Genomic DNA, 19,270 nt, shown 5'->3' on the forward strand with positions numbered 1-19,270 from the left:
TTAATAATAAAGAAGAATATGTTTCCAAGTACGAATCCTACACATACCGGCTCATGGAAAGCCTTGACGAATCATGCGGAAGAGATGCGCAAAGTTCAAATGCGCGATTTATTTGCAAAAGATGCGACCCGGTTTGATAAATATCATTTAAAGATCGAAGATATACTGTTCGATTATTCTAAAAATATTATTACGGATGAGACCCTTCAACTGCTACAAGCCCTAGCCATCGAATGCGGTGTTCCCGAAGCTATCAAGGCGATGTTTTCCGCTGAAAAAATAAACCAAACGGAAAACAGGGCTGTTCTTCATGTAGCCTTACGTAACCGCGGCAACACGCCGATTTTGCTGGACGGTCAAGATGTAATGCCGGAAGTAAACAAGGTATTAGCGAAGATGCAAGATTGCTGCCGCAAGATCCATAGCGGCGAATGGAAAGGTTATACGGGTAAGAAAATAAAGTACTTTGTAAATATCGGCATCGGGGGATCAGATTTGGGTCCCGTGATGGTTACCGAGGCTTTGAAACCTTACTGGATCGATGGAATAGAAACTTACTTCGTTTCTAATGTCGACGGCACCCATATCGTTGAAACGCTCAAGAAAGTAAATCCTGAAGAAACATTATTCCTCATAGCATCCAAAACATTTACAACGCAAGAAACCATGACCAATGCACATACTGCGAGGGACTGGTTTTTAGATGCGGCGAAAGACGAAAAACACGTGGCCAGTCATTTCGTGGCACTTTCTACTAATGAAGAAGCGGTGAAATCGTTCGGTATTGACCCGGCCAATATGTTCGAATTTTGGGATTGGGTCGGCGGAAGATACTCATTATGGTCTGCCATCGGCCTGTCAATCGCTTTGACGATCGGTTACGATAATTTCGTGGCCTTACTCGAAGGCGCTCATGCTACCGATGAGCATTTCAGGAATACTCCCGCCGAACAAAATATACCGCTGATCATGGCATTAATCGGCCTCTGGTACGGTAATTTCTTCGATGCGCACACGGAAGCGATTCTTCCCTACGACCAATATATGCACCGTTTCGCGGCTTATTTCCAACAAGGCAACATGGAAAGTAACGGCAAATACGTAGATCGCAACGGTCACCCGGTAAGTTATCAAACCGGGCCCGTAGTTTGGGGAGAACCCGGAACAAATGGCCAACACGCCTTTTACCAATTGATCCACCAGGGAACCAAGTTGATACCATGTGATTTTATTGCACCCGCCATTAGCCATAATCCCGTGGGAGATCATCATCAAAAGTTATTATCCAACTTTTTTGCTCAAACCGAGGCATTAATGAACGGTAAATCAGCAGCGGCAGCGAAAGCCGAGTTGGAAAAAACGGGTATGCCGGCAACGGGGATTGAGAAATTAGTCCCATTTAAAGTGTTCACCGGAAATAGACCTACAAATTCCTTCTTGCTTAAGGAGATCACCCCGAGAAGCTTGGGAACATTGGTTGCGATGTATGAACACAAAATTTTTGTACAGGGAGTAATATGGAACATCTTTAGTTTTGACCAGTGGGGAGTGGAGCTAGGCAAACAACTCGCCAATAACATCCTTCCTGAACTAAAGGGTAATGAAAGGATCACTAGCCATGATTCTTCAACAAACGGTTTAATTAACGCTTATAAATTGATGCGTAATTAACGCCTGTTGGCAGCAGAATTTATACAATATTCAAAAGGGTGTTTCATTTTTATTTGAAACACCCTTTTGAATATATAAATATTTTGGGTCCAGGTTAAGCGGGATCATCCTTGCCATCACAAATTTAAACACGACAACTAACAAGATATCAATTAATAAAAAACCCCTGGAAAAATCCAGGGGTCTTAGAATATTTTTAGTACAAATATTACCACTTGTCTACATCCTCGTTAGAAGATGTTGGAGCAGCAGAAGTAGTAGCAGCAGCAGTTGTTGTTTCTGTTACTTCTTCTTCTGTTTCAGTTGATGAACTAGCTTCAACGCCTACTTCATCTTGCTCATTTTCCCCAGAATAATCGTGGTTATAAGCATCAAAGTCGAAGTCGGGCATCAATTCAGTTTTCACGTAATTGATTGTTTCTGTTAATGCATTCAGGAACTTGTTAAAATCTTCTTTATACAAGAAAACTTTATGCCTGTCATAACCATTATCGTTAAAACGTTTTTTACTTTCGGTGATGGTTAGAAAGTAATCATTGCCACGAGTGGTTTTAACATCAAAGAAATAAGTTCTTCTTTTACCCGCTTTCAATCGCTTAGAAAAGATGCTGTCATTGTTTCTTTCCTGCTGATTGTTGTTTTCGTACGCCACAGTTGATAGATTTAAGTGTTAACGAATCAAATCCTGTTTTCAATAAGCAACAAATATACTATTGTTTTATAAATATCAAAATATTTTTAAATGATTTTGAAAAAACATCGATTTTTTTTGTTATTACCGCGTCCCAAGCAATTATAAGGGGGTGAAACCTATTCTGTTACGTTCTCTTCTTCCCCTTTCTGCTGGCGCTGGTACATTTCCGCGTAGTAACCGTTCTTCAAGAGTAGTGCTTCATGCGTGCCTTCCTCGATGATTCTACCCTCTTCTAACACGATTATCTTATCAAATTCGAATAATGAAAATATTCTATGGGTAATGATGATAGCGGTTTTATCCTTCAAAAATGCATACAGGTTACCGATGATTTCCTTCTCTGTACGGGCATCTACGGCTGATAAGCAATCGTCGAACACTAATATATTAGGATCCTTCAACAAACCCCTGGCAATGGATACACGTTGTTTTTGTCCGCCGCTCAAGGTAACGCCACGCTCTCCTATCACCGTCTCGAAGCCTTCCGGGAATTGCAAAATATCCTTCTCCACCGAAGCTTGCTTAGCAGCGGTTTTTATTGCCTCCATATCCGCCCCCGGCGCACCGAAACGGATGTTATTAGCGATGGAATCCGAGAATAAAAACAGGTCTTGCGGCACGTAACTAACCTGTGTCCTTAAGCTTTCCAGGGACATTTCCTTTATATCGATGCCATCGATTTTAATCTTACCCGACTGCGGATCGAACATCCTGATCAGTAATTGTGCTAACGTTGTTTTGCCGGAACCGGTGCGGCCAATGATAGCAACCTTTTCACCTTCCTTAATTTTTAAATTAAAATTCTTAAGCGCTTGAATTCCCGTATGGCTATACATGAAATTAATATTCTCAAAATGAATATCCCCTTTGAAAGTAGCGTCTACGGGATTTTCAGGATTGCTGATATCCGGCTTTACTTGTAAAAATTCGTTGATCCGTTGCTGTGATGCAGCGGCCCTTTGAATCATGGAAGCGACCCAGCCGATGGAGAAAAAGGGAAAAGTGAGCATATTTACATAAATGACAAATTCTGCCAAGTTACCCACCGTAATATTTCCCTTGATGACCTGCATCCCGCCGATAAAAATTGTAGTTACAACACTTAAACCTATCATCAAGGCCATACTAGGCTGGTACAGGGCATCAGTTTTAGCGAGGCTGATAGAGCTTTTCTTATAAGCTTCGCTAGCATCATCAAAATGTTTTACACTGGGATCTTCCTGGACATACGATTTTATTACGCGGATTCCAGAATAAGACTCCTGCGCCACCGTAGTAATATTTGATAGCTGCGCTTGGATCTTCTCACTTTTTTTATGGATGATGCGGTTAACAAAATAGATCGTGATCGCGAGTATCGGGAGCGGGGATAAAGTGTAAAGCGTTAACAACGGGTTTACCTTGAGCATCAGGTAAATAATAATTACCATCATGATCACGGTACGGGTGGCATACATAACCGCCGGTCCCACGTACATCCTTACACGGGAAACATCTTCCGTAATACGGCTCATCAGGTCACCGGTGCGGTGAATCTTGTAAAAGCTAAGATCCAATTCCTGGTAATGTTTATATATAGCATTCTTTAAATCGTATTCTATAAATCGGCTCATCACGACGAGCGTTTGACGCTGTAAAAACATGAAGAAGCCACTCAATAAGGCAAAGCCCAGGATAGAAAGGCCATAAAAAGCCAATACGGAAGAAAACTGTCCGCGGAAAGCAGATTTTACGCTGGTATGATCGATCAGGTGATAAGAATCTAGGTTCTGCTCCAGCAAATCGAAGATTTGACGTACTAAAATGGGTTGAAAAATACTGAATACGATAGAGATGGCTGTAAACAATAATCCAAGCAAAAAACGCCATTTATAGCGCAGGAAATACTTATTGAGCGTCGCGAGATGTTTCAATCGGATAAATTTTAACGCAATTTACGTAAAAATGAATGGAGAGACATGGCAGGTCCATCCCAGGTACTATGAATACCTGCAAAGCATCAGCATTACAAAACAAGAAGGAGCTCCCACCCTCTTGGCGAAGCTCCTTCCATGAATATGATATCTAGTTTATTTCAAAGAATCGATACAAGCGATGATTTTCGCCTTCGCCTCTTCCTCGGAAATATCAACTTTTTCGAATGTACGACCGGTAATTTTCTCGAATAATTCGATATAACGCTCGCTCACGCTATTTACAAATTCGTCGGTCATAGTAGGCACTTGTTGACCTTCTTTACCTTGAAAACCGTTTTCCATCAACCATTCGCGAACGAATTCCTTACTCAGTTGCTTTTGGGCTTCGCCGGCAGCCTGTCTTTCTTCGAAACCTTCAGCATAGAAGAAGCGGGATGAATCCGGGGTATGAATCTCGTCGATCACGTAGATTTGTCCATCGATATGACCGAATTCATACTTGGTATCAACCAAGATCAAACCACGTTCAGCAGCAAGTTTGCGGCCACGCTCGAATAAAGCCAAGGTATATTTTTCTAATTGCTCGTACTCCTCTTTACTTACCAAGCCTTGAGCGATAATTTCTTCGCGGGAAATATCCTCGTCATGGCCTTCATGGGCCTTGGTTGTCGGGGTAATGATCGGGTTCGGGAAGAAATCATTTTCTTTTAAACCTTCCGGCAATGGAACGCCGCAAAGCTCGCGTTTACCGCTTTTGTAAGTCCTCCAAGCATGACCGGTCAAATTGCCACGAACGACCATCTCAACGGGGTACGTCTCACATTTCAAACCAACGGTGCAGTTTGGAGTGGGAACAGCTTTCACCCAGTTAGGCACGATATCCTTGGTGGCATCGAGCATAATTTCAGCGATTTGGTTTAAAACTTGGCCCTTGTAAGGGATCGGACGAGGCAATACAACATCGAATGCAGAGATCCTGTTGCTTACCACCATCGCTAACCATTTGTCCTCGATGGTATAAACATCGCGAACTTTACCTTTGTAGAAACCAGTTTGGCCGGGAAATTGATAAGTTGATTCAGACATGTATTTGTTATTGTTTATTTTTATGACAAAAAAGGTGCTCCCTATAGTTTGAATAAATTAAGCTGCAAATTTAGGGCACCAGGGATTAATTTTACAAGAGAAATTATGAATAACTCCAAAATTACTTACACACCGATCGATTGTAATTACTACGATCGCTTAGAAGCATGGGCAACAGGGCAAATTTTATGTCATATAATTTTTAAATCCACACCACTTCAAGGAGATTTATCTACATACGATGGATATATTAAAAATTTATTCACTATCAACGGGGAGGAATTCATGGAACTTGATAATGGCCGGCATTTGAGGCTCGACCAGTTAGTTTCTGTTAACGGGATTGCCCTCGTACAGAACCAATGCAAAATATAATTTTTAATAATTATATAAATTTATTATCAATGAATGATCCCTTGCTGATAGAATCGGTTTACAAGATCCTCTTTTCGTTGCTTACCGGGGCGATACTAGGATTTGAGCGGGAATTGCGGCGCAAACCCGCCGGGATCAGGACAATCACCTTGCTTTGTGCAGGATCCGCCCTATTCACGATTTTGAGCATCCAGATCGGTTACCCTGGCAATATGGACAGGGTGGCATCAAATATTTTAACGGGTGTAGGATTTATCGGCGCCGGGGTCATTTTCAAGGGAGAATTCTCGATAGACGGCATCACTACCGCAACGACTATCTGGATTGCCGCCGCCCTGGGCATGGCGATCGGAATGGATAAGTACTGGTTGGCCGGTATTACATTAACCTCCGCCCTCGTAGTTTTAAGGGTATTACAATACGTGGAAGACTGGATCACACGGACCAGGGAACGAAAAATGTACACGGTGATGTACAAAAATGAAGATATGACGGAAGCCGATATCCTCGCGATCTTCCAACAATTTCATCTCCAGCACAAAAAGGTAGCCACCATGAGGAAGGAATCTATCGTAGAAGAGAAATACGAGATATCCGGACCAATAAAAAACATGGAAGCGATGAATCGTTCGCTGATGGTGAACCCATTAATACATTCCTTTATCGTGCAGGTAAACATTTAATGTTTCCTGAGTGTCATCAATACCACGCCCAATATAACGATCACCGAGCCCGCGAACATCTCCAGGGAAAGCTGCTCCCCTGCTATCGACCAACCTAAAAACAATGCTACAACTGGGTTTACGTATGCATAAGTAGCCGTAATTCGCGGAGGGGCATTATTGATCAGCCATGAATAAGATGTATAACCGATCCAGGAACCGAAGATTATTAAATAGGCAATTGCGCCGATAGACACATGCGTCATTGATTGAATCGATGCAAGTTGATTATCTTCCAACACGGCACTCATAACGAGCGCGGCGATACCCCCTACGAAAGTCTGGATGGCCGTATTGGTTAATTGTTGCGGTAATTTTAAGCGGGGTGAAAGTAAAGAACCCGTAACCCAGCACATGCTCCCCATCACGACAACACCGATTGGCCATAAGGGGAAATCTTTATGTTCCGTTGCCGAGAAGGGATTGAAGATCAAAAACAGCCCGATGAAACCGAACCCGATGCCCAGGAGCGTGCGGATACCAACTTTTTTCCGGGAGAAAAACAGGTAATCCAGCAATATAAACCAAGCCGGGTTCGCGGCAACGATTAGGGAAACCAATCCTGAAGGCATATATTTTAATGAAAAAGCAACGCCGGAGTTCCCGATACCGATTAATAGAAAACCAATTAACGAGGCATTTAAAACTTGCTTGATCGAGGGCCATTGCTTCTCTTTATAAATAGCCCAGGCAAATAATAGGCTACCCGCGATGATAAAACGGATCCCGGATAATAAAAACGGGGGGACTTCCCGGATACCGATCTTCATTCCTAAATACGTGGAACCCCATATGATATATACTGCCAATAGGGCGGGGATTAAGAGGTTTGTCTTCGGTTGACCGGCGGTACCCATGGTTTTGAGCGGTTGTTTTTTTTTCGCGGGGTAAGGTACGAAATTTTGCGGGGGATCATGTAGAGACAAGACATGCCTTGTCTGGCCCGGATGTTGAATATTTCATTTTGGGAAGGATTAAAATGATTGGTTAGTTCAAACCACATCACGTAAGCTAATATCCCGATATCAGGATAAATAATTTCTCCTTCTTTACAAGTTGCGAGTAATGGTTGCCGACGATCCGCAACTATAGTGATAAAATATCCTGAAACACTTCCTTAATCCCACTAGTGCGCACGGGCTGAGGCAATACGGTATTTGCATTTTAAACTTTTCAATTTTAGATGATTATTTTCTTGGGTTAACAGATAAAAAATTAATTTACGAAATATGCTATTATCTAATCACAAATTAAACTGATAATGATTCAATTAATCCAAGGAGATATCACCCGGCTAGTAGTAGACGCTATCGTAAATGCCGCTAATTCCTCTTTGCTTGGTGGCGGGGGTGTAGACGGTGCCATCCATAGGGCCGCAGGTCCTTCCCTACTGGAAGAATGCAGGAAAATAAGGAATAGGCAGGGAGGTTGTGAAACGGGCGAAGCCGTAATTACCGGTGCGGGCAACTTGCCATCTAGGTTCGTAATACATACGGTTGGGCCAGTGTGGAACGGAGGGGAGCAAAATGAATTACAGCTCTTGAGAAATTGCTATGAAAACTCTTTGGCCTTAGCTGTAAAAAACAAGGTGCAGACAATTGCATTCCCTAATATTAGCACCGGGATATACCGATTTCCAAAACAGCTTGCAGCAGAAATCGCTATATCCACGGTGAAAGAATTTACCTTGAACGATATGTTAGAGAAAGTAATTTTTGTAAGCTTTGATCAAGAAAATTATGCTATCTATAAGAACCTAATGTTGTAGAAAAAATATTTTCGCTGCCTATATTTCTACTTCTTTCTTGATGCCATACGGTGTATATATTATTTTACCCTCCTTTGTCGTTTTCCTGATTGCTCTATTTTTCGCGATCGAATCTTCCGTTTTATAACCACGTTTATGATCGAGGTGGATGCATATTGCGCTGTACCTTTTTTGAATTCCTTTTATCCCGAGATTCATCAAGCGTTCGCCCAGTTCCCGGTCTTGCCCGCCGTATTGCATCCTTTCATCAAATCCGTTTACCGCCAGGATATCAGCTTTCCAACCGGAAGAATTATGCCCGTTCCAGCTCGCTTTGGTAGGCGTAACCGCATTCAGGAGATGGGCTTTAAAACCTTTACTGCTGAGTTTATTATTTTTAAACGATTTTTTGAGGCCATGAGATAATAACCAATCTATATCAAAACAACGTTGTGAAATAATATCATCTTTTTTTATTAATTCCGATATATTCATGGGTAACATATAATATCCCCCGGAGATAAAATGCCCCGGCTTGCGGTATTTCATATGCATTTCAACGAAATCTTTCCTGGGAATGCAATCGCCGTCGCTCATCAAGATATAATCGGATTTACATGCCGTGATAGCTTTATTTAAGATGGTCGATTTTTGAAACCCGTTATCTTCATGCCATATATACTGGATGGGAAAATTAACTTCTGCCTGTATCTTGCTAACTAATTGCCGGGTAGTTTCCCTGGAACCATCATCTGCAATAACTAATTCGAACTCATTGAATGTTTGCTGATTATACCCCCATAATACTTTTTCAAGCCAGGCTTCAGCGTTGTAGGTACTGATAATTACAGATATTTTCATATTTAAAACGATAATGGCGGGGCGTTAACATAAAACATCTTGTCAACAAATATAATAATGTCCCCTTTGTTAATTATTTTTACAGATCAATTTTGATTTTAAATGACTGTTACACTTATTGAATTAAATAATTTTCATGAAGAATGTCTTTACAGCCAAGTAAAGTTCCTACATGATCAAGATATAACGGTGAACTTAATCGTTAATTCTTCATTAAGAATCCAGGTCGAAGAATACAAGTGCTTATTAAATGATATACAATATTTTAACAGGAAGAAAAAAATTAAGATTTTAGATTTTTTTAAGATATACAAATATTTGATCTCAAGCCAACCGGATATAGTCGTTTTTAACACTGGTAGTTCTAAATTAGATATTGTAGGTCTTTCAAATTTTTTGCCAAAGAAAATAAAACGATTTGGAATTTTACATAATTTAACAAAATTATTTTCCAGCAAATCGCAAGTATTGATTTCTAAAGGTATTGATGGATATTTTGTTATTAACGATTTTCTTTTAAAGAATGATTTAATTGCACAATCCCCGAAGCCTTTTTATAGCTTCTACCCCGTATTTTTCCCAAAATATAAAGATTCTTTTAAAATTCTAAAAACGGGGCAAGAATTTTGGTTCTGCATCCCGGGTAGCGTTTCTTACAAAAGGAAGGATTATAAATTATTGATCGATATCGCGGCGCAACTGAAGGCTTATAACAATTTTAAATTCATCATATTAGGAAAGATGAACCCGGATCATGAAGATGCGGCCGACTTTATAAAAAAAATAAAGGAAAATGATGTTGCTGACAAATTCACTTTATTCGATCTATTTATTCCGAACCCGGTCTTCCATGAATATATATCTAACTCGGACTGCCTCCTGCTTCCCTTTAATAAAGAACATAATTCATATATCAATTATAAAATTACAGGCGCTATAAATCTCGCCATTGCTCATCAAAAGAAAATTATAACATCTTCTGATTTAAAAATCATTGATGATATCGTTAATAATAGCTTTTTCTACAATGATCCCGCCGAATTATTGTTTTATATCAAGGAAATCATTAACGGGAATAGGGATCTTTCTTTTGTAAACAATCCAAAATGGAGCTTCGAACATCAACAAAAGCAATATCTATCTGCACTTGGTATTACCGTGAAAAATTGATGCAATAATCACTTTCAACTACAATAATAAACCGGGACAGTTTGCCCCGGTTGTTAATTATTACTCTATAAAAATTTCTTGGCTAATTATTTACTTTCCGAATACTGCAAGGTTTCCCAATCAGTCGTATCATTTTTCCTTACGTATACTTCAATATTGGCATTAGTAGGTCGCCTCGGGGCTAAGAAACTATCCGCCAGGCGATAATGTTGCTGTAATGTTTCACGTAAGGCGAACGGGAAAAAGTTATTTAAAGTCGGGGCATATTCGTACATGACGATATCATATTCCTGCCGCTGCACCTTCCGGGTAAACAACTGTAATTGCTTGTTAAACATCCCTACGCCCAAATGGTACCATAAAGGATAATTGCTACCTGTTTCTAATTGGTATGGCATTGCATAGGCCAATGGCGTCAGCTCCGTCATGTTCAATACCTTTGGCATTTTGCCCTGGAAGTTCACTGCTTTCCAGGCAAGCACTTTTTCCATCCCATGCACCGTTGATGGCGGCATATACATTTTTTCAAACCCCTTGATGCTGGTAAAAACCCATTCACTTGTCGGAACATCTGTCGTATCAAGGTTTATCATGAAATTATGTTTTGATACCACGTTCTCGCCCGTAGGGCTTACATTGGCGACTTCCTTTCCCGGTAAAAACCTAGCAAATACCCGGTCTATGTACTTCCAATAAGTCCCCGACCACCAAAGTAAAACCAGGCAAGCACCGGCAATTATGGCCTTCCAACCATCTAATTTTATATGCAATTGAGATGTTAAAAGACTGGCAATCAATGCAAATGCGAAACTATGGAAAAAAATATTATTGTCCGGCGGGGTATAACTTGTAACCTGGAATAATGCCGCTTCGGCAAGGATACCCAAGGTTAGCAATGTAAATAGCATGAAATTTCTATCCTCCCAGGTTTTGGAAAACTGTTTTATTGCCGGTATCAACAATAAAAGTATCAATACCAGGTAAAACTTAATCCATTGCGATTCTCCCATGATGGCATCCGCAAAATCGGCTACCGACAAACGGGAATTATGCGGCGGCTGACCATGGTTAAACCAATAACCGATATTATACTTTTGAAACGGTAAAAATACTGCCAGGGCTATTATCAGGTAACTAGCGATAAATATTCCCAAGCGTAAATATTTCCTATCCTGTATGCAGCCGTACACCAATAAAGCCAAGGCAAGCAATAGTCCCAATCCACCTCCATCTTGCTTCGTGAAAAATGAAAGGAATAAGAATGTTGCCGATAGGAATAACTGGATGTAAACGATCCATGCCTGCTTGTACTCCCTGTTTAAAGCGGCCAGCAAAAATGCTAGGCCAACAAATTCATACACGATTACGCTGTGGTTATACCATGGCCAGAAGTTAAAGAAGCTGTAGGATATAGCAAATACAAGGATTGATAGCAAGCGTATAATTGGCTGTACATTCAAGCTTCTCATCATTGATCTGAATGCAAAACCACCCAAAATATTCATAAATACCTGCGCTTTCACCAAGGACATCATATGTGGACCGAACAGCTTAAAAAATAACGATGGCACCAACCAGAACCCGAAACCGAGCGGCGTTCCGAAGTCCTTGTAAGGCACCTGTCCCAAGTACATACGGTATGCCCCTTCGTAAGAGAGGAAAATATTTACCCTGTAAGGGAAGGTCAAGAATAAGGGTACGATAGCCAATCCGCAGATAATCAGGCATTCTAAAACTGTTGTAGTTCTGTTTCTTTCAAGTAATCCAGGCATAGTTGGGGCCGTTAGGTGATAATGTAGGAATTAAAAAAGCCAAAAATAATAGAATTCAGCAAATTATTAAATTCAAACCTTAAACGGCGTGAAGATAACCCGGGTAAATCTTGAACGAACCGGTCTACCCTGCTGGATTTATCATATTAATATAACATAACATCTTATCAACCAATTAGTATTTTCAATAATTCATTGTATCTTGCAGCCACATTAATGTGATTATCCCCGTGCAGTATTTAAAACTATTAAGGCCGAAACATTGGGCCAAGAACCTCTTTCTTTTCGTTCCCCTGTTCTTTGCTGGTGAGATTGCCAATGTAGATAAAATATTATTACTACTACAGGCGTTCCTGGCATTCAGCCTCGTGGCAAGCAGCATTTATATTATAAACGATTACAAGGATATCGAGGCCGACCGCGCCCATCCTGTTAAATGCAAAAGACCCCTGGCGTCGGGGGCGGTGAAGCCAAGTACGGCGCTGGTAATTTTCGGGATTTGCGTGCTGGCAGGCTTTGCATTAGCATTCTTGATTAAATCGAAATTTGCCTTCGTGTTAGGCATTTACTTCGTACTAAATATTGCTTATACTTTCGGCTTAAAAAACATTTCCATCCTGGACATTATGATCCTCGCAACGGGTTTCGTATTAAGAATTAAAGCCGGCGGCATCGCTTCCAATATAGCAATTTCGGAATGGTTAATGTTGATGGTATTCCTATTGGCCTTATTTATGGCTATTGCAAAGCGGCGTGATGATGTGCTGATAAAAAACACTTCGGGGAAGGAAATGCGCAAGGCTTCAAAGGGATATAACCTCGACTTCATGAACGTGTCGCTTTCCATCGCCGCGGCCGTGATCATCGTTGCATACATCATGTACACCATGGCGCCGGAAACAAATGCCCGCTTCGGAACATATAGATTATATTATACAAGTATTTTTGTTATTGCAGGATTATTGCGATATTTGCAAATCACCTACGTGGAAAACGACACTGGGTCACCTACCAAAATCCTGTATAAAGACCGATTCATACAATTAACCATACTCCTTTGGATACTTAGTTTTTATGTAATTATTTATTTACCTATAGACAAAAGTTTCTTTGGATAATGCAAAAACAATTAGCCAATTGGGGTAATTACCCGGTCTTAACTTGCAACGAGTCTAGCTTCACAACCGAAGAGCAGCTCACGCAGTTTGTTGACACCCATCAACAAATCATTGCCAGGGGCAATGGTAGATGCTATGGCGATGCTTCATTAGCACAAAACAGCATTTCAACTCTCAAATACGATAAAATACTATCATTTGATATAGAAACGGGTGAATTCGAGTGCCAGAGCGGGGTTACATTAGACCAAATCTTGGATATCATCGTCCCGAAAGGTTGGTTTCTACCCGTAACGCCGGGTACGAAATTCATAACCGTTGGCGGCGCGATAGCCTCCGATGTGCATGGCAAAAATCACCACGTAGATGGCTGTTTTTCGAACCATGTCAGCTCTATGGAGGTTATTACCGGCCTAGGTAAAACCACCTGCTCGCCTACTGAAAATAGCGATCTTTTTTGGGCTACATGCGGTGGAATGGGATTAACAGGCATCATCACGAAAGCTACCTTTCAACTGAAAAAGGTTGAATCGGCTTATATCAAGCAAACGCAGATTAAAGCCAAGAACCTCGATGAAATCATTGCTTTATTCGAGCAATACAAGCACTATACTTATAGTATGGCCTGGATCGATTGCCTAAAAAAAGGTGATAGTTTTGGCAGGAGCATCCTCATCGTCGGGGAACATGCCACGGTAGATCAACTGCCGGTTAAAGCCCAAGCCCAACCGCTGAATTTACCCAAAAAAGGTAAATTGACCGTGCCCTTTAACTTACCTTCTTTCATATTGAATAATTTTACCGTGAAATTATTCAACGCCCTATACTACGGTAAAAATTTCAAGAAAGTAATTAACAACGTTGTGCCTTACGAACCGTTCTTCTATCCTCTGGATGCGATATTGCATTGGAACAGGGGTTATGGCAAGAAAGGTTTCGTACAGTACCAATTCGTTTTACCAATCGATAAAATCGACGGCTTAAAGGCGATCCTACAAAGAATCGGCGATAAAGGTTGGGGCTCATTTTTAGCCGTATTAAAAGTATTCGGTCAACAAGATTCCCTTATTTCTTTCCCAATGGAAGGTTATACCCTGGCATTGGATTTCCCCGTAAGAAAAGGATTGTTCGATTTTCTTGATGAACTGGACGAAATGGTTTTATCTTACGGTGGGCGCTTATATCTTTCCAAGGATGCCCGGATGAAACAAGATACCTTTTGGAAGAGTTACCCTAAAGCAAGGGAATTTGCCGCGACGATGGAAAAATATAATGGGCAACAAAAGTTCAGTTCCATACAGTCCGACAGGTTACTAATCACCCAACAATAACTATTAACAGAATATACAGGATAATGCCTACAGTACTTATTTTGGGCGCTACTTCAGATATGGCTGTAGCGATCGCGAGGAAATTTGCGCAGGAAAAATACGATATTCAATTAGCTGCCCGCAACGTGCAGCAACTGGATGCGCTCGAAAAAGATCTCGGGATCCGTTACGGTGTAAAAGCGAGCTCCTTTACATTTGACGCTGCCGACACGGCGCACCATGAAGCTTTTTACAACCAATTACCGGTTAAGCCCGATATCACGATCTGCGTATTCGGTTACCTTGGCGATCAAGCCACGGCTGAAAAAGATTGGAATGAATCAGAAAAAATTATTCAAACTAACTATACCGGCGCCGTATCCATTTTAAATATTGTTGCTAACGATTATGCCGGTAAAAAGCAAGGAACAATTGTTGGAATTAGTTCGGTTGCCGGCGATCGCGGCCGTTTAAGCAACTATATGTACGGAAGCGCCAAAGCAGGATTTACAGCGTACCTTTCCGGTTTAAACAACCGGATGTTCCATGAAAAGGTGCACGTGTTAACCGTATTACCCGGTTTCGTTGCCACGAGGATGACGGAAAACCTGGAACTCCCGGCTATCCTCACCGCGCAACCTCAAGAAGTAGCTAACGATATTTACAAGGCCGTACAGAAAAAGAAAAACGTGGTTTACGTGAAATGGTTCTGGCGCTATATAATGCTTATCATCCGGAATATCCCCAACGGAATTTTCAAAAAATTAAAACTGTGAGTCAAAACCCCGGTATTGCATTCTTTGATTTTGATGGTACTATCACCACCAAGGATACACTATTTGAAATAGCCCGTTTCCAAGTAGGGAATAATAGTTTTTATAAAGGAATAATAAAGCTGCTGCCCACTTTAGTTGCCACGAAGATGAAATGGATCCCTGCCGTGCAAGGCAAGGAACAATTCCTTCAGCAATTTTTTAAAGGGATGCCGCTACTGCATTTCAACCTTTCCTGCCAAGAATTTACCAAAAACGTATTACCGAACTTTATCCGTGCCAAGGCCATTTCTGCAATTACGCGGCATCTTTCGGAAGGCGACAGGGTTATAGTAGTGACCGCTTCCGCGGAAAACTGGGTTCGCCCCTGGTGCGATAGCCTCGGTATCGAGTGTATCGGTACCCGCTTGCAATCGGAGAATGGAAAGCTTACCGGCTTAATAGAAGGAATAAATTGCAATGGCCAAGAAAAAGTAAACCGGATTCAGCAGTACGTGAACTTATCGGACTATAGTGCTATACATGCTTACGGCGATACCGCCGGGGATCACCCCATGCTACAGTTGGCCGGGAACGCGGTTTTCAAACCTTTCAGGGATTAATTTATAACTAGCTGACGGGGACGTTCATTACATTTTCGTCAACAACCAGGACAATATGAACAAGCTGCAAGCTACAATGCTGACAAGGTTCACCCCCTTGGAGCGGTTTTTCAAATGAATACCCGCCGCGGCAAGTAACGTATTCAACTGTTGTGAATTTTCTTCAGCCCTAATCGTGCCCGAGCTCTTAAAAAATGAAGGAATTACCTCGCTACTCATAATGGCCTTACCTTCTTTCAGCCAACACCATCTAGGGAAAAAGAACCCGCTAACTTTAAATTTATATTCGGAGCGATCCCACAATTCCATCGTCCCATTTGTAAAATGAAAACCTAGTTTGTGCAGGCGGATCTTCCCTATTTCTTTCTGCTGATCTTCATCATGAACGAGTATGTTTAGCCTGAAAAAACCTTTAGCCACGAATTTATAATGATGGCCATATAGTGAACCATGAATAGGATTACCTAGCCATTCAGCTTTATATAAATTCCCTACTTGCTGGTCATTATGAAACAAAGTGAATTTATCTTGGAAAGATTTTGATTGGTAGGATAAAATTTGGTTCATAACAACGGTTTAAAGCAGACAACCAAATTTACCAAATAGTTCCTTATTTTTCGTGATATAATGGCAAGCATTAATTAACATAAACATCGAATATATAACCTTATAATTATCAAAATAAAATATTAGAATTTCTTGTATTTACGAAAGTCTACGAGCCCGGCATCCCCGGAAATATTTAACTGCCGACCCGGTGTTTACCCTTGCCCATAAGCCGATACCGGGGAATATTAAAAGATTGTTATCATATATATTCCCTTATATTTGCTCCATTTTTCAAAAATTTCCACGCGGGTATGCAAAAGAAATATCTTTTCTTTGTTTCTCTAACTTATTCATATTCAATACTGCGCCCATTGCAGGAAGAAATTTGGCGCAGGGGTGATGAAGTTGCGTGGTATATCGAGAGCCCTTGCGAAAACTGGCTTCAAAACAATGAAAAACAGCTCCATACGATTCAAGAAGTTTTGGACTATAACCCGGTCGCTGTTTTTGCACCGGGAAATTGGGTCTACGATTTCTTCCCCGGCGTAAAAGTCCAAGTGTTCCACGGTTACGCGATGAAAAAACGTGTTGAAAAAGTTGACGATCATTTCACGATCCGCGGTTGGTTTGATATTTATTGTACACAAGGTGAAAGTAGTACTCCCTATTTCAAAGAATTGGAAAAGAAATACGGATTTTTCAAGGTTTATGAGACCGGTTGGTGCAAGGTAGATCCCTTTTTTCAAGTTAGCACCGCGGCAGACAACAAGAGGCCCGTTGTACTGTACGCCCCAACCTTTACAAAGGGGATTAGCTCTGCTTGGAGCTTATACAAGACAATCGCGGAACTCGTAGCGAAAAAGGAATGGGATTGGATTATTACTTTCCACCCGAAATTAGACGATCCGCATTTAATCAACCAATACAAAAAATTGGCGGAAGATCACCATAACGTTACTTTTCACCGTTCAAATGACGGTCTGAATACATTCAGGAAAATTGATGTCATGCTTTGCGATAGCTCCTCTATCATCGTGGAAGTCCTGATGTTGAAAAAACCGGTAGTCACATATAAAAACACGCACCCCGGCAACTATTTATTAAATGTTACAGAATTAGCTGATGTAGAGCCAGCCTTAGAAAAGGCGCTTTCGTATCCACCTGCTTTATTGGAAAACATGCTGCGCTACACCTTGTACCACGAATCTCATAGGGATGGTAAGAATTCGGCAAGGGTTCTCGCTGCCGTGGATGATTTTATATTGAATTATAAAGGGAAAATTAAGTCGAAACCGCTCAACCTCTTCCGTAAACTTAAACTCCGGTGGCGGTTGAAATATTTCCGCTGGTAAATTAATTGGCTGTATACCGCTGGATGAAGGGCATCCAGAATTCTATTTTGCCCGGTTTATTCCAACCGTGGCAACCAAATGGCACTATGTTCCCGGATAATTCCATCGAGATCTGGGGCCTGTGATCGATAGAAAAACGTAATGCCTCTTGGAAGCCGGGATAGCTGAATTGCGGGTTTTCGAGCCCCCAAAAAACGTCTTCATTAAATATATTATCCTTCTTGCTGTTCTCCAGGTATTGCTCGATCAGGTTTTGTTTTTCCGTTGTAACGCCAAGGAAACTACTTACTTTTCTTAAAGAAAATCCCCCGTTACCAACCCTACCGCCGATAACATATTCTTTGAAAGGTTTATTCATTAACTTGTAAAAGTTCGCCTTAAAGAAAAAGAACAACTTATAATAAAAACGGTTATATTTTGGTTTTACAACCCATGGCGCACCTACATAATCGTATCCTTTATTACACCATTCAATCAACTCATCCCTAAATACAAATGCATCTAACTGGTAAATCAAAATGTAATCATATTCCTTAAACCTTTGATAAAAGGTAGTGGATAGCATTAATAAATTATAACCGTAAATGCTTTCGAAATACTTGTTTTCAAAGCTCTCCACCTGCAATTGGGGATGCTCTGCAACCAAGGTACTTACGTCTAGGTGAAGCGGTTTAGCAATCGTAATTGGGTAGGCTTTCAACACATTTAAACATTGTTGTAATGAAAGCCGTTCGTTTTCGTCAATATCCGTTTTATAAATAGGGATGATAATATTTACAAGCGGTTTACCCATGAACAATTGCATTAAGTTTATATTACGATTGATTATATTGCAAGAAACGAAATTTATTGTAATATTCATCAATAATTAGCACGTTGCTACCTTTCACGTGCCCGCGATAAGTTAATCCAATTTACTTTCATTCTAATTCTGTAATTTTCCTCCATGGTTCGAATTTTGATCATAATGGCCCACCCCGCGCTAGAAAAATCCAGGGTTCACCGGAGGTTAAATAGGATCGTAGGCAAACTGGAAGGTATTACCTTCCGGGATTTATATGAAACTTACCCTACGTTCGATATACAGGTTGAAACCGAAAAAGCATTATTGGCCCAACATGACCTGGTCATTTTCCAGCACCCATTTTATTGGTACAGCGGTCCCGCCCTGCTCAAGCAGTGGCAAGACCTCGTATTGGAACACGGCTGGGCTTACGGCACAAACGGCACGGCTTTGAAAGGAAAATATTTAATGAATGCCATCTCTACCGGCGGCCCTTATAATGCATACCAATTGGATGGGCACCACCAACACACGCTGCAACAGTTCTTATTACCTTTTGAGCAAACTGCCAAACTATGTAATATGATTTACTTGCCGCCCTTTGCAGTTACCGGCGCACACAGGATGACGGATGCAGAAATTGATGTATATGCTACGCAATACAAACAATTGTTGGAATACCTGCAAAATTCGCCGTTTGACTTAAATACGGTAAAAAAGTTGGACACGTTAAACCATTTATTGAAAACCCTTCCCCAAGCGAAATAA

General features: G+C 41.0%; 19 protein-coding genes. 11 read left to right on the plus strand and 8 right to left on the minus strand.

Going from position 1 to position 19,270, the window contains the following annotated elements:
• Positions 1–18 precede the first annotated feature (18 nt).
• Positions 19–1,671 (plus strand): glucose-6-phosphate isomerase, encoded by a 1,653-nt coding sequence (gene pgi, locus COR50_RS16310; protein WP_098194973.1) that lies wholly within the window; start codon positions 19–21, stop codon positions 1,669–1,671.
• Positions 1,672–1,879: 208 nt separating this feature from the next.
• Here pgi and COR50_RS16315 read toward each other — a convergent pair whose 3' ends face one another.
• From COR50_RS16315 to COR50_RS16325, 3 genes are all read right to left on the minus strand, one after another.
• Positions 1,880–2,323, minus strand: coding sequence for a DUF3276 family protein (locus COR50_RS16315; RefSeq protein ID WP_098194974.1), 444 nt, complete (start codon positions 2,321–2,323; stop codon positions 1,880–1,882).
• 158 nt (positions 2,324–2,481) lie between these two features.
• Positions 2,482–4,278 (minus strand): ABC transporter ATP-binding protein, encoded by a 1,797-nt coding sequence (locus COR50_RS16320; RefSeq protein WP_098194975.1) that lies wholly within the window; start codon positions 4,276–4,278, stop codon positions 2,482–2,484.
• A 156-nt stretch (positions 4,279–4,434) separates the two neighbouring features.
• On the minus strand, positions 4,435–5,367 hold the full coding sequence (locus COR50_RS16325) for a phosphoribosylaminoimidazolesuccinocarboxamide synthase (RefSeq protein WP_098194976.1): 933 nt from the start codon (positions 5,365–5,367) through the stop codon (positions 4,435–4,437).
• A gap of 105 nt (positions 5,368–5,472) precedes the next feature.
• Between COR50_RS16325 and COR50_RS16330 the strand changes: the two genes are divergently transcribed.
• Both COR50_RS16330 and COR50_RS16335 read left to right on the plus strand, forming a co-directional pair.
• Positions 5,473–5,742 (plus strand): hypothetical protein, encoded by a 270-nt coding sequence (locus tag COR50_RS16330; protein ID WP_098194977.1) that lies wholly within the window; start codon positions 5,473–5,475, stop codon positions 5,740–5,742.
• 29 nt (positions 5,743–5,771) lie between these two features.
• Positions 5,772–6,425 carry an MgtC/SapB family protein gene (locus tag COR50_RS16335; protein ID WP_198405675.1) on the plus strand — a complete coding sequence of 218 codons (654 nt, stop codon included), beginning with the start codon at positions 5,772–5,774 and terminating at the stop codon, positions 6,423–6,425.
• Here COR50_RS16335 and COR50_RS16340 read toward each other — a convergent pair.
• The gene (locus COR50_RS16340; protein ID WP_157760918.1) at positions 6,422–7,321 is read right to left on the minus strand and encodes an EamA family transporter; all 900 of its coding nucleotides are present in this window, start codon (positions 7,319–7,321) and stop codon (positions 6,422–6,424) included. The two genes, COR50_RS16335 and COR50_RS16340, sit on opposite strands and share 4 nt — an antisense overlap.
• Before the next feature lie 404 nt (positions 7,322–7,725).
• Between COR50_RS16340 and COR50_RS16345 the strand changes: the two genes are divergently transcribed.
• Positions 7,726–8,232, plus strand: a complete 507-nt coding sequence (locus tag COR50_RS16345) for an O-acetyl-ADP-ribose deacetylase (RefSeq protein WP_098194979.1) — start codon at positions 7,726–7,728, stop codon at positions 8,230–8,232.
• Positions 8,233–8,250: 18 nt separating this feature from the next.
• Here COR50_RS16345 and COR50_RS16350 read toward each other — a convergent pair whose 3' ends face one another.
• Complete coding sequence (locus COR50_RS16350; protein WP_098194980.1) at positions 8,251–9,072, minus strand: glycosyltransferase family 2 protein; 822 nt, start codon at positions 9,070–9,072, stop codon at positions 8,251–8,253.
• 468 nt (positions 9,073–9,540) lie between these two features.
• Here COR50_RS16350 and COR50_RS16355 point away from each other — a divergent pair, with 468 nt between their 5' ends.
• On the plus strand, positions 9,541–10,242 hold the full coding sequence (locus COR50_RS16355) for a glycosyltransferase family protein (protein WP_157760920.1): 702 nt from the start codon (positions 9,541–9,543) through the stop codon (positions 10,240–10,242).
• A gap of 86 nt (positions 10,243–10,328) precedes the next feature.
• On the opposite strand, the gene COR50_RS16360 is transcribed toward COR50_RS16355, so the two are convergent.
• Complete coding sequence (locus COR50_RS16360; protein ID WP_098194982.1) at positions 10,329–12,014, minus strand: hypothetical protein; 1,686 nt, start codon at positions 12,012–12,014, stop codon at positions 10,329–10,331.
• Positions 12,015–12,244: 230 nt separating this feature from the next.
• Between COR50_RS16360 and COR50_RS16365 the strand changes: the two genes are divergently transcribed.
• Genes COR50_RS16365 through COR50_RS16380 form a run of 4 tightly spaced genes read left to right on the plus strand, consistent with a single transcriptional unit; the run spans position 12,245 to position 15,817 of the window.
• Positions 12,245–13,132 (plus strand): decaprenyl-phosphate phosphoribosyltransferase, encoded by an 888-nt coding sequence (locus COR50_RS16365; RefSeq protein WP_098196283.1) that lies wholly within the window; start codon positions 12,245–12,247, stop codon positions 13,130–13,132.
• Positions 13,132–14,463, plus strand: coding sequence for an FAD-binding oxidoreductase (locus COR50_RS16370; RefSeq protein ID WP_098194983.1), 1,332 nt, complete (start codon positions 13,132–13,134; stop codon positions 14,461–14,463). Before COR50_RS16365 ends, COR50_RS16370 begins: the two co-directional genes overlap by 1 nt.
• 23 nt (positions 14,464–14,486) lie before the next feature.
• Positions 14,487–15,218, plus strand: a complete 732-nt coding sequence (locus tag COR50_RS16375) for an SDR family oxidoreductase (RefSeq protein ID WP_098194984.1) — start codon at positions 14,487–14,489, stop codon at positions 15,216–15,218.
• Positions 15,215–15,817, plus strand: a complete 603-nt coding sequence (locus COR50_RS16380; RefSeq protein WP_157760922.1) for an HAD-IB family hydrolase — start codon at positions 15,215–15,217, stop codon at positions 15,815–15,817. The genes COR50_RS16375 and COR50_RS16380 overlap by 4 nt, the downstream gene beginning before the upstream one ends.
• 27 nt (positions 15,818–15,844) lie before the next feature.
• Here COR50_RS16380 and COR50_RS16385 read toward each other — a convergent pair whose 3' ends face one another.
• On the minus strand, positions 15,845–16,384 hold the full coding sequence (locus tag COR50_RS16385; RefSeq protein WP_098194986.1) for a hypothetical protein: 540 nt from the start codon (positions 16,382–16,384) through the stop codon (positions 15,845–15,847).
• 293 nt (positions 16,385–16,677) lie between these two features.
• Here COR50_RS16385 and COR50_RS16390 point away from each other — a divergent pair, with 293 nt between their 5' ends.
• Positions 16,678–17,718, plus strand: coding sequence for a CDP-glycerol glycerophosphotransferase family protein (locus COR50_RS16390; RefSeq protein ID WP_098194987.1), 1,041 nt, complete (start codon positions 16,678–16,680; stop codon positions 17,716–17,718).
• Between the two features lies 1 nt (position 17,719).
• Here the strand turns inward: COR50_RS16390 and COR50_RS16395 are convergent, their stop codons facing one another.
• Complete coding sequence (locus COR50_RS16395; protein ID WP_157760924.1) at positions 17,720–18,511, minus strand: DUF5672 family protein; 792 nt, start codon at positions 18,509–18,511, stop codon at positions 17,720–17,722.
• 153 nt (positions 18,512–18,664) lie between these two features.
• Here COR50_RS16395 and kefF point away from each other — a divergent pair, with 153 nt between their 5' ends.
• A complete protein-coding gene (gene kefF, locus COR50_RS16400; protein WP_098194989.1) occupies positions 18,665–19,270 on the plus strand; it encodes a glutathione-regulated potassium-efflux system oxidoreductase KefF in 606 nt (201 codons plus the stop codon).

Origin of the sequence: Chitinophaga caeni, from assembly GCF_002557795.1 — a bacterium.
GTDB lineage: Bacteria > Bacteroidota > Bacteroidia > Chitinophagales > Chitinophagaceae > Chitinophaga > Chitinophaga caeni.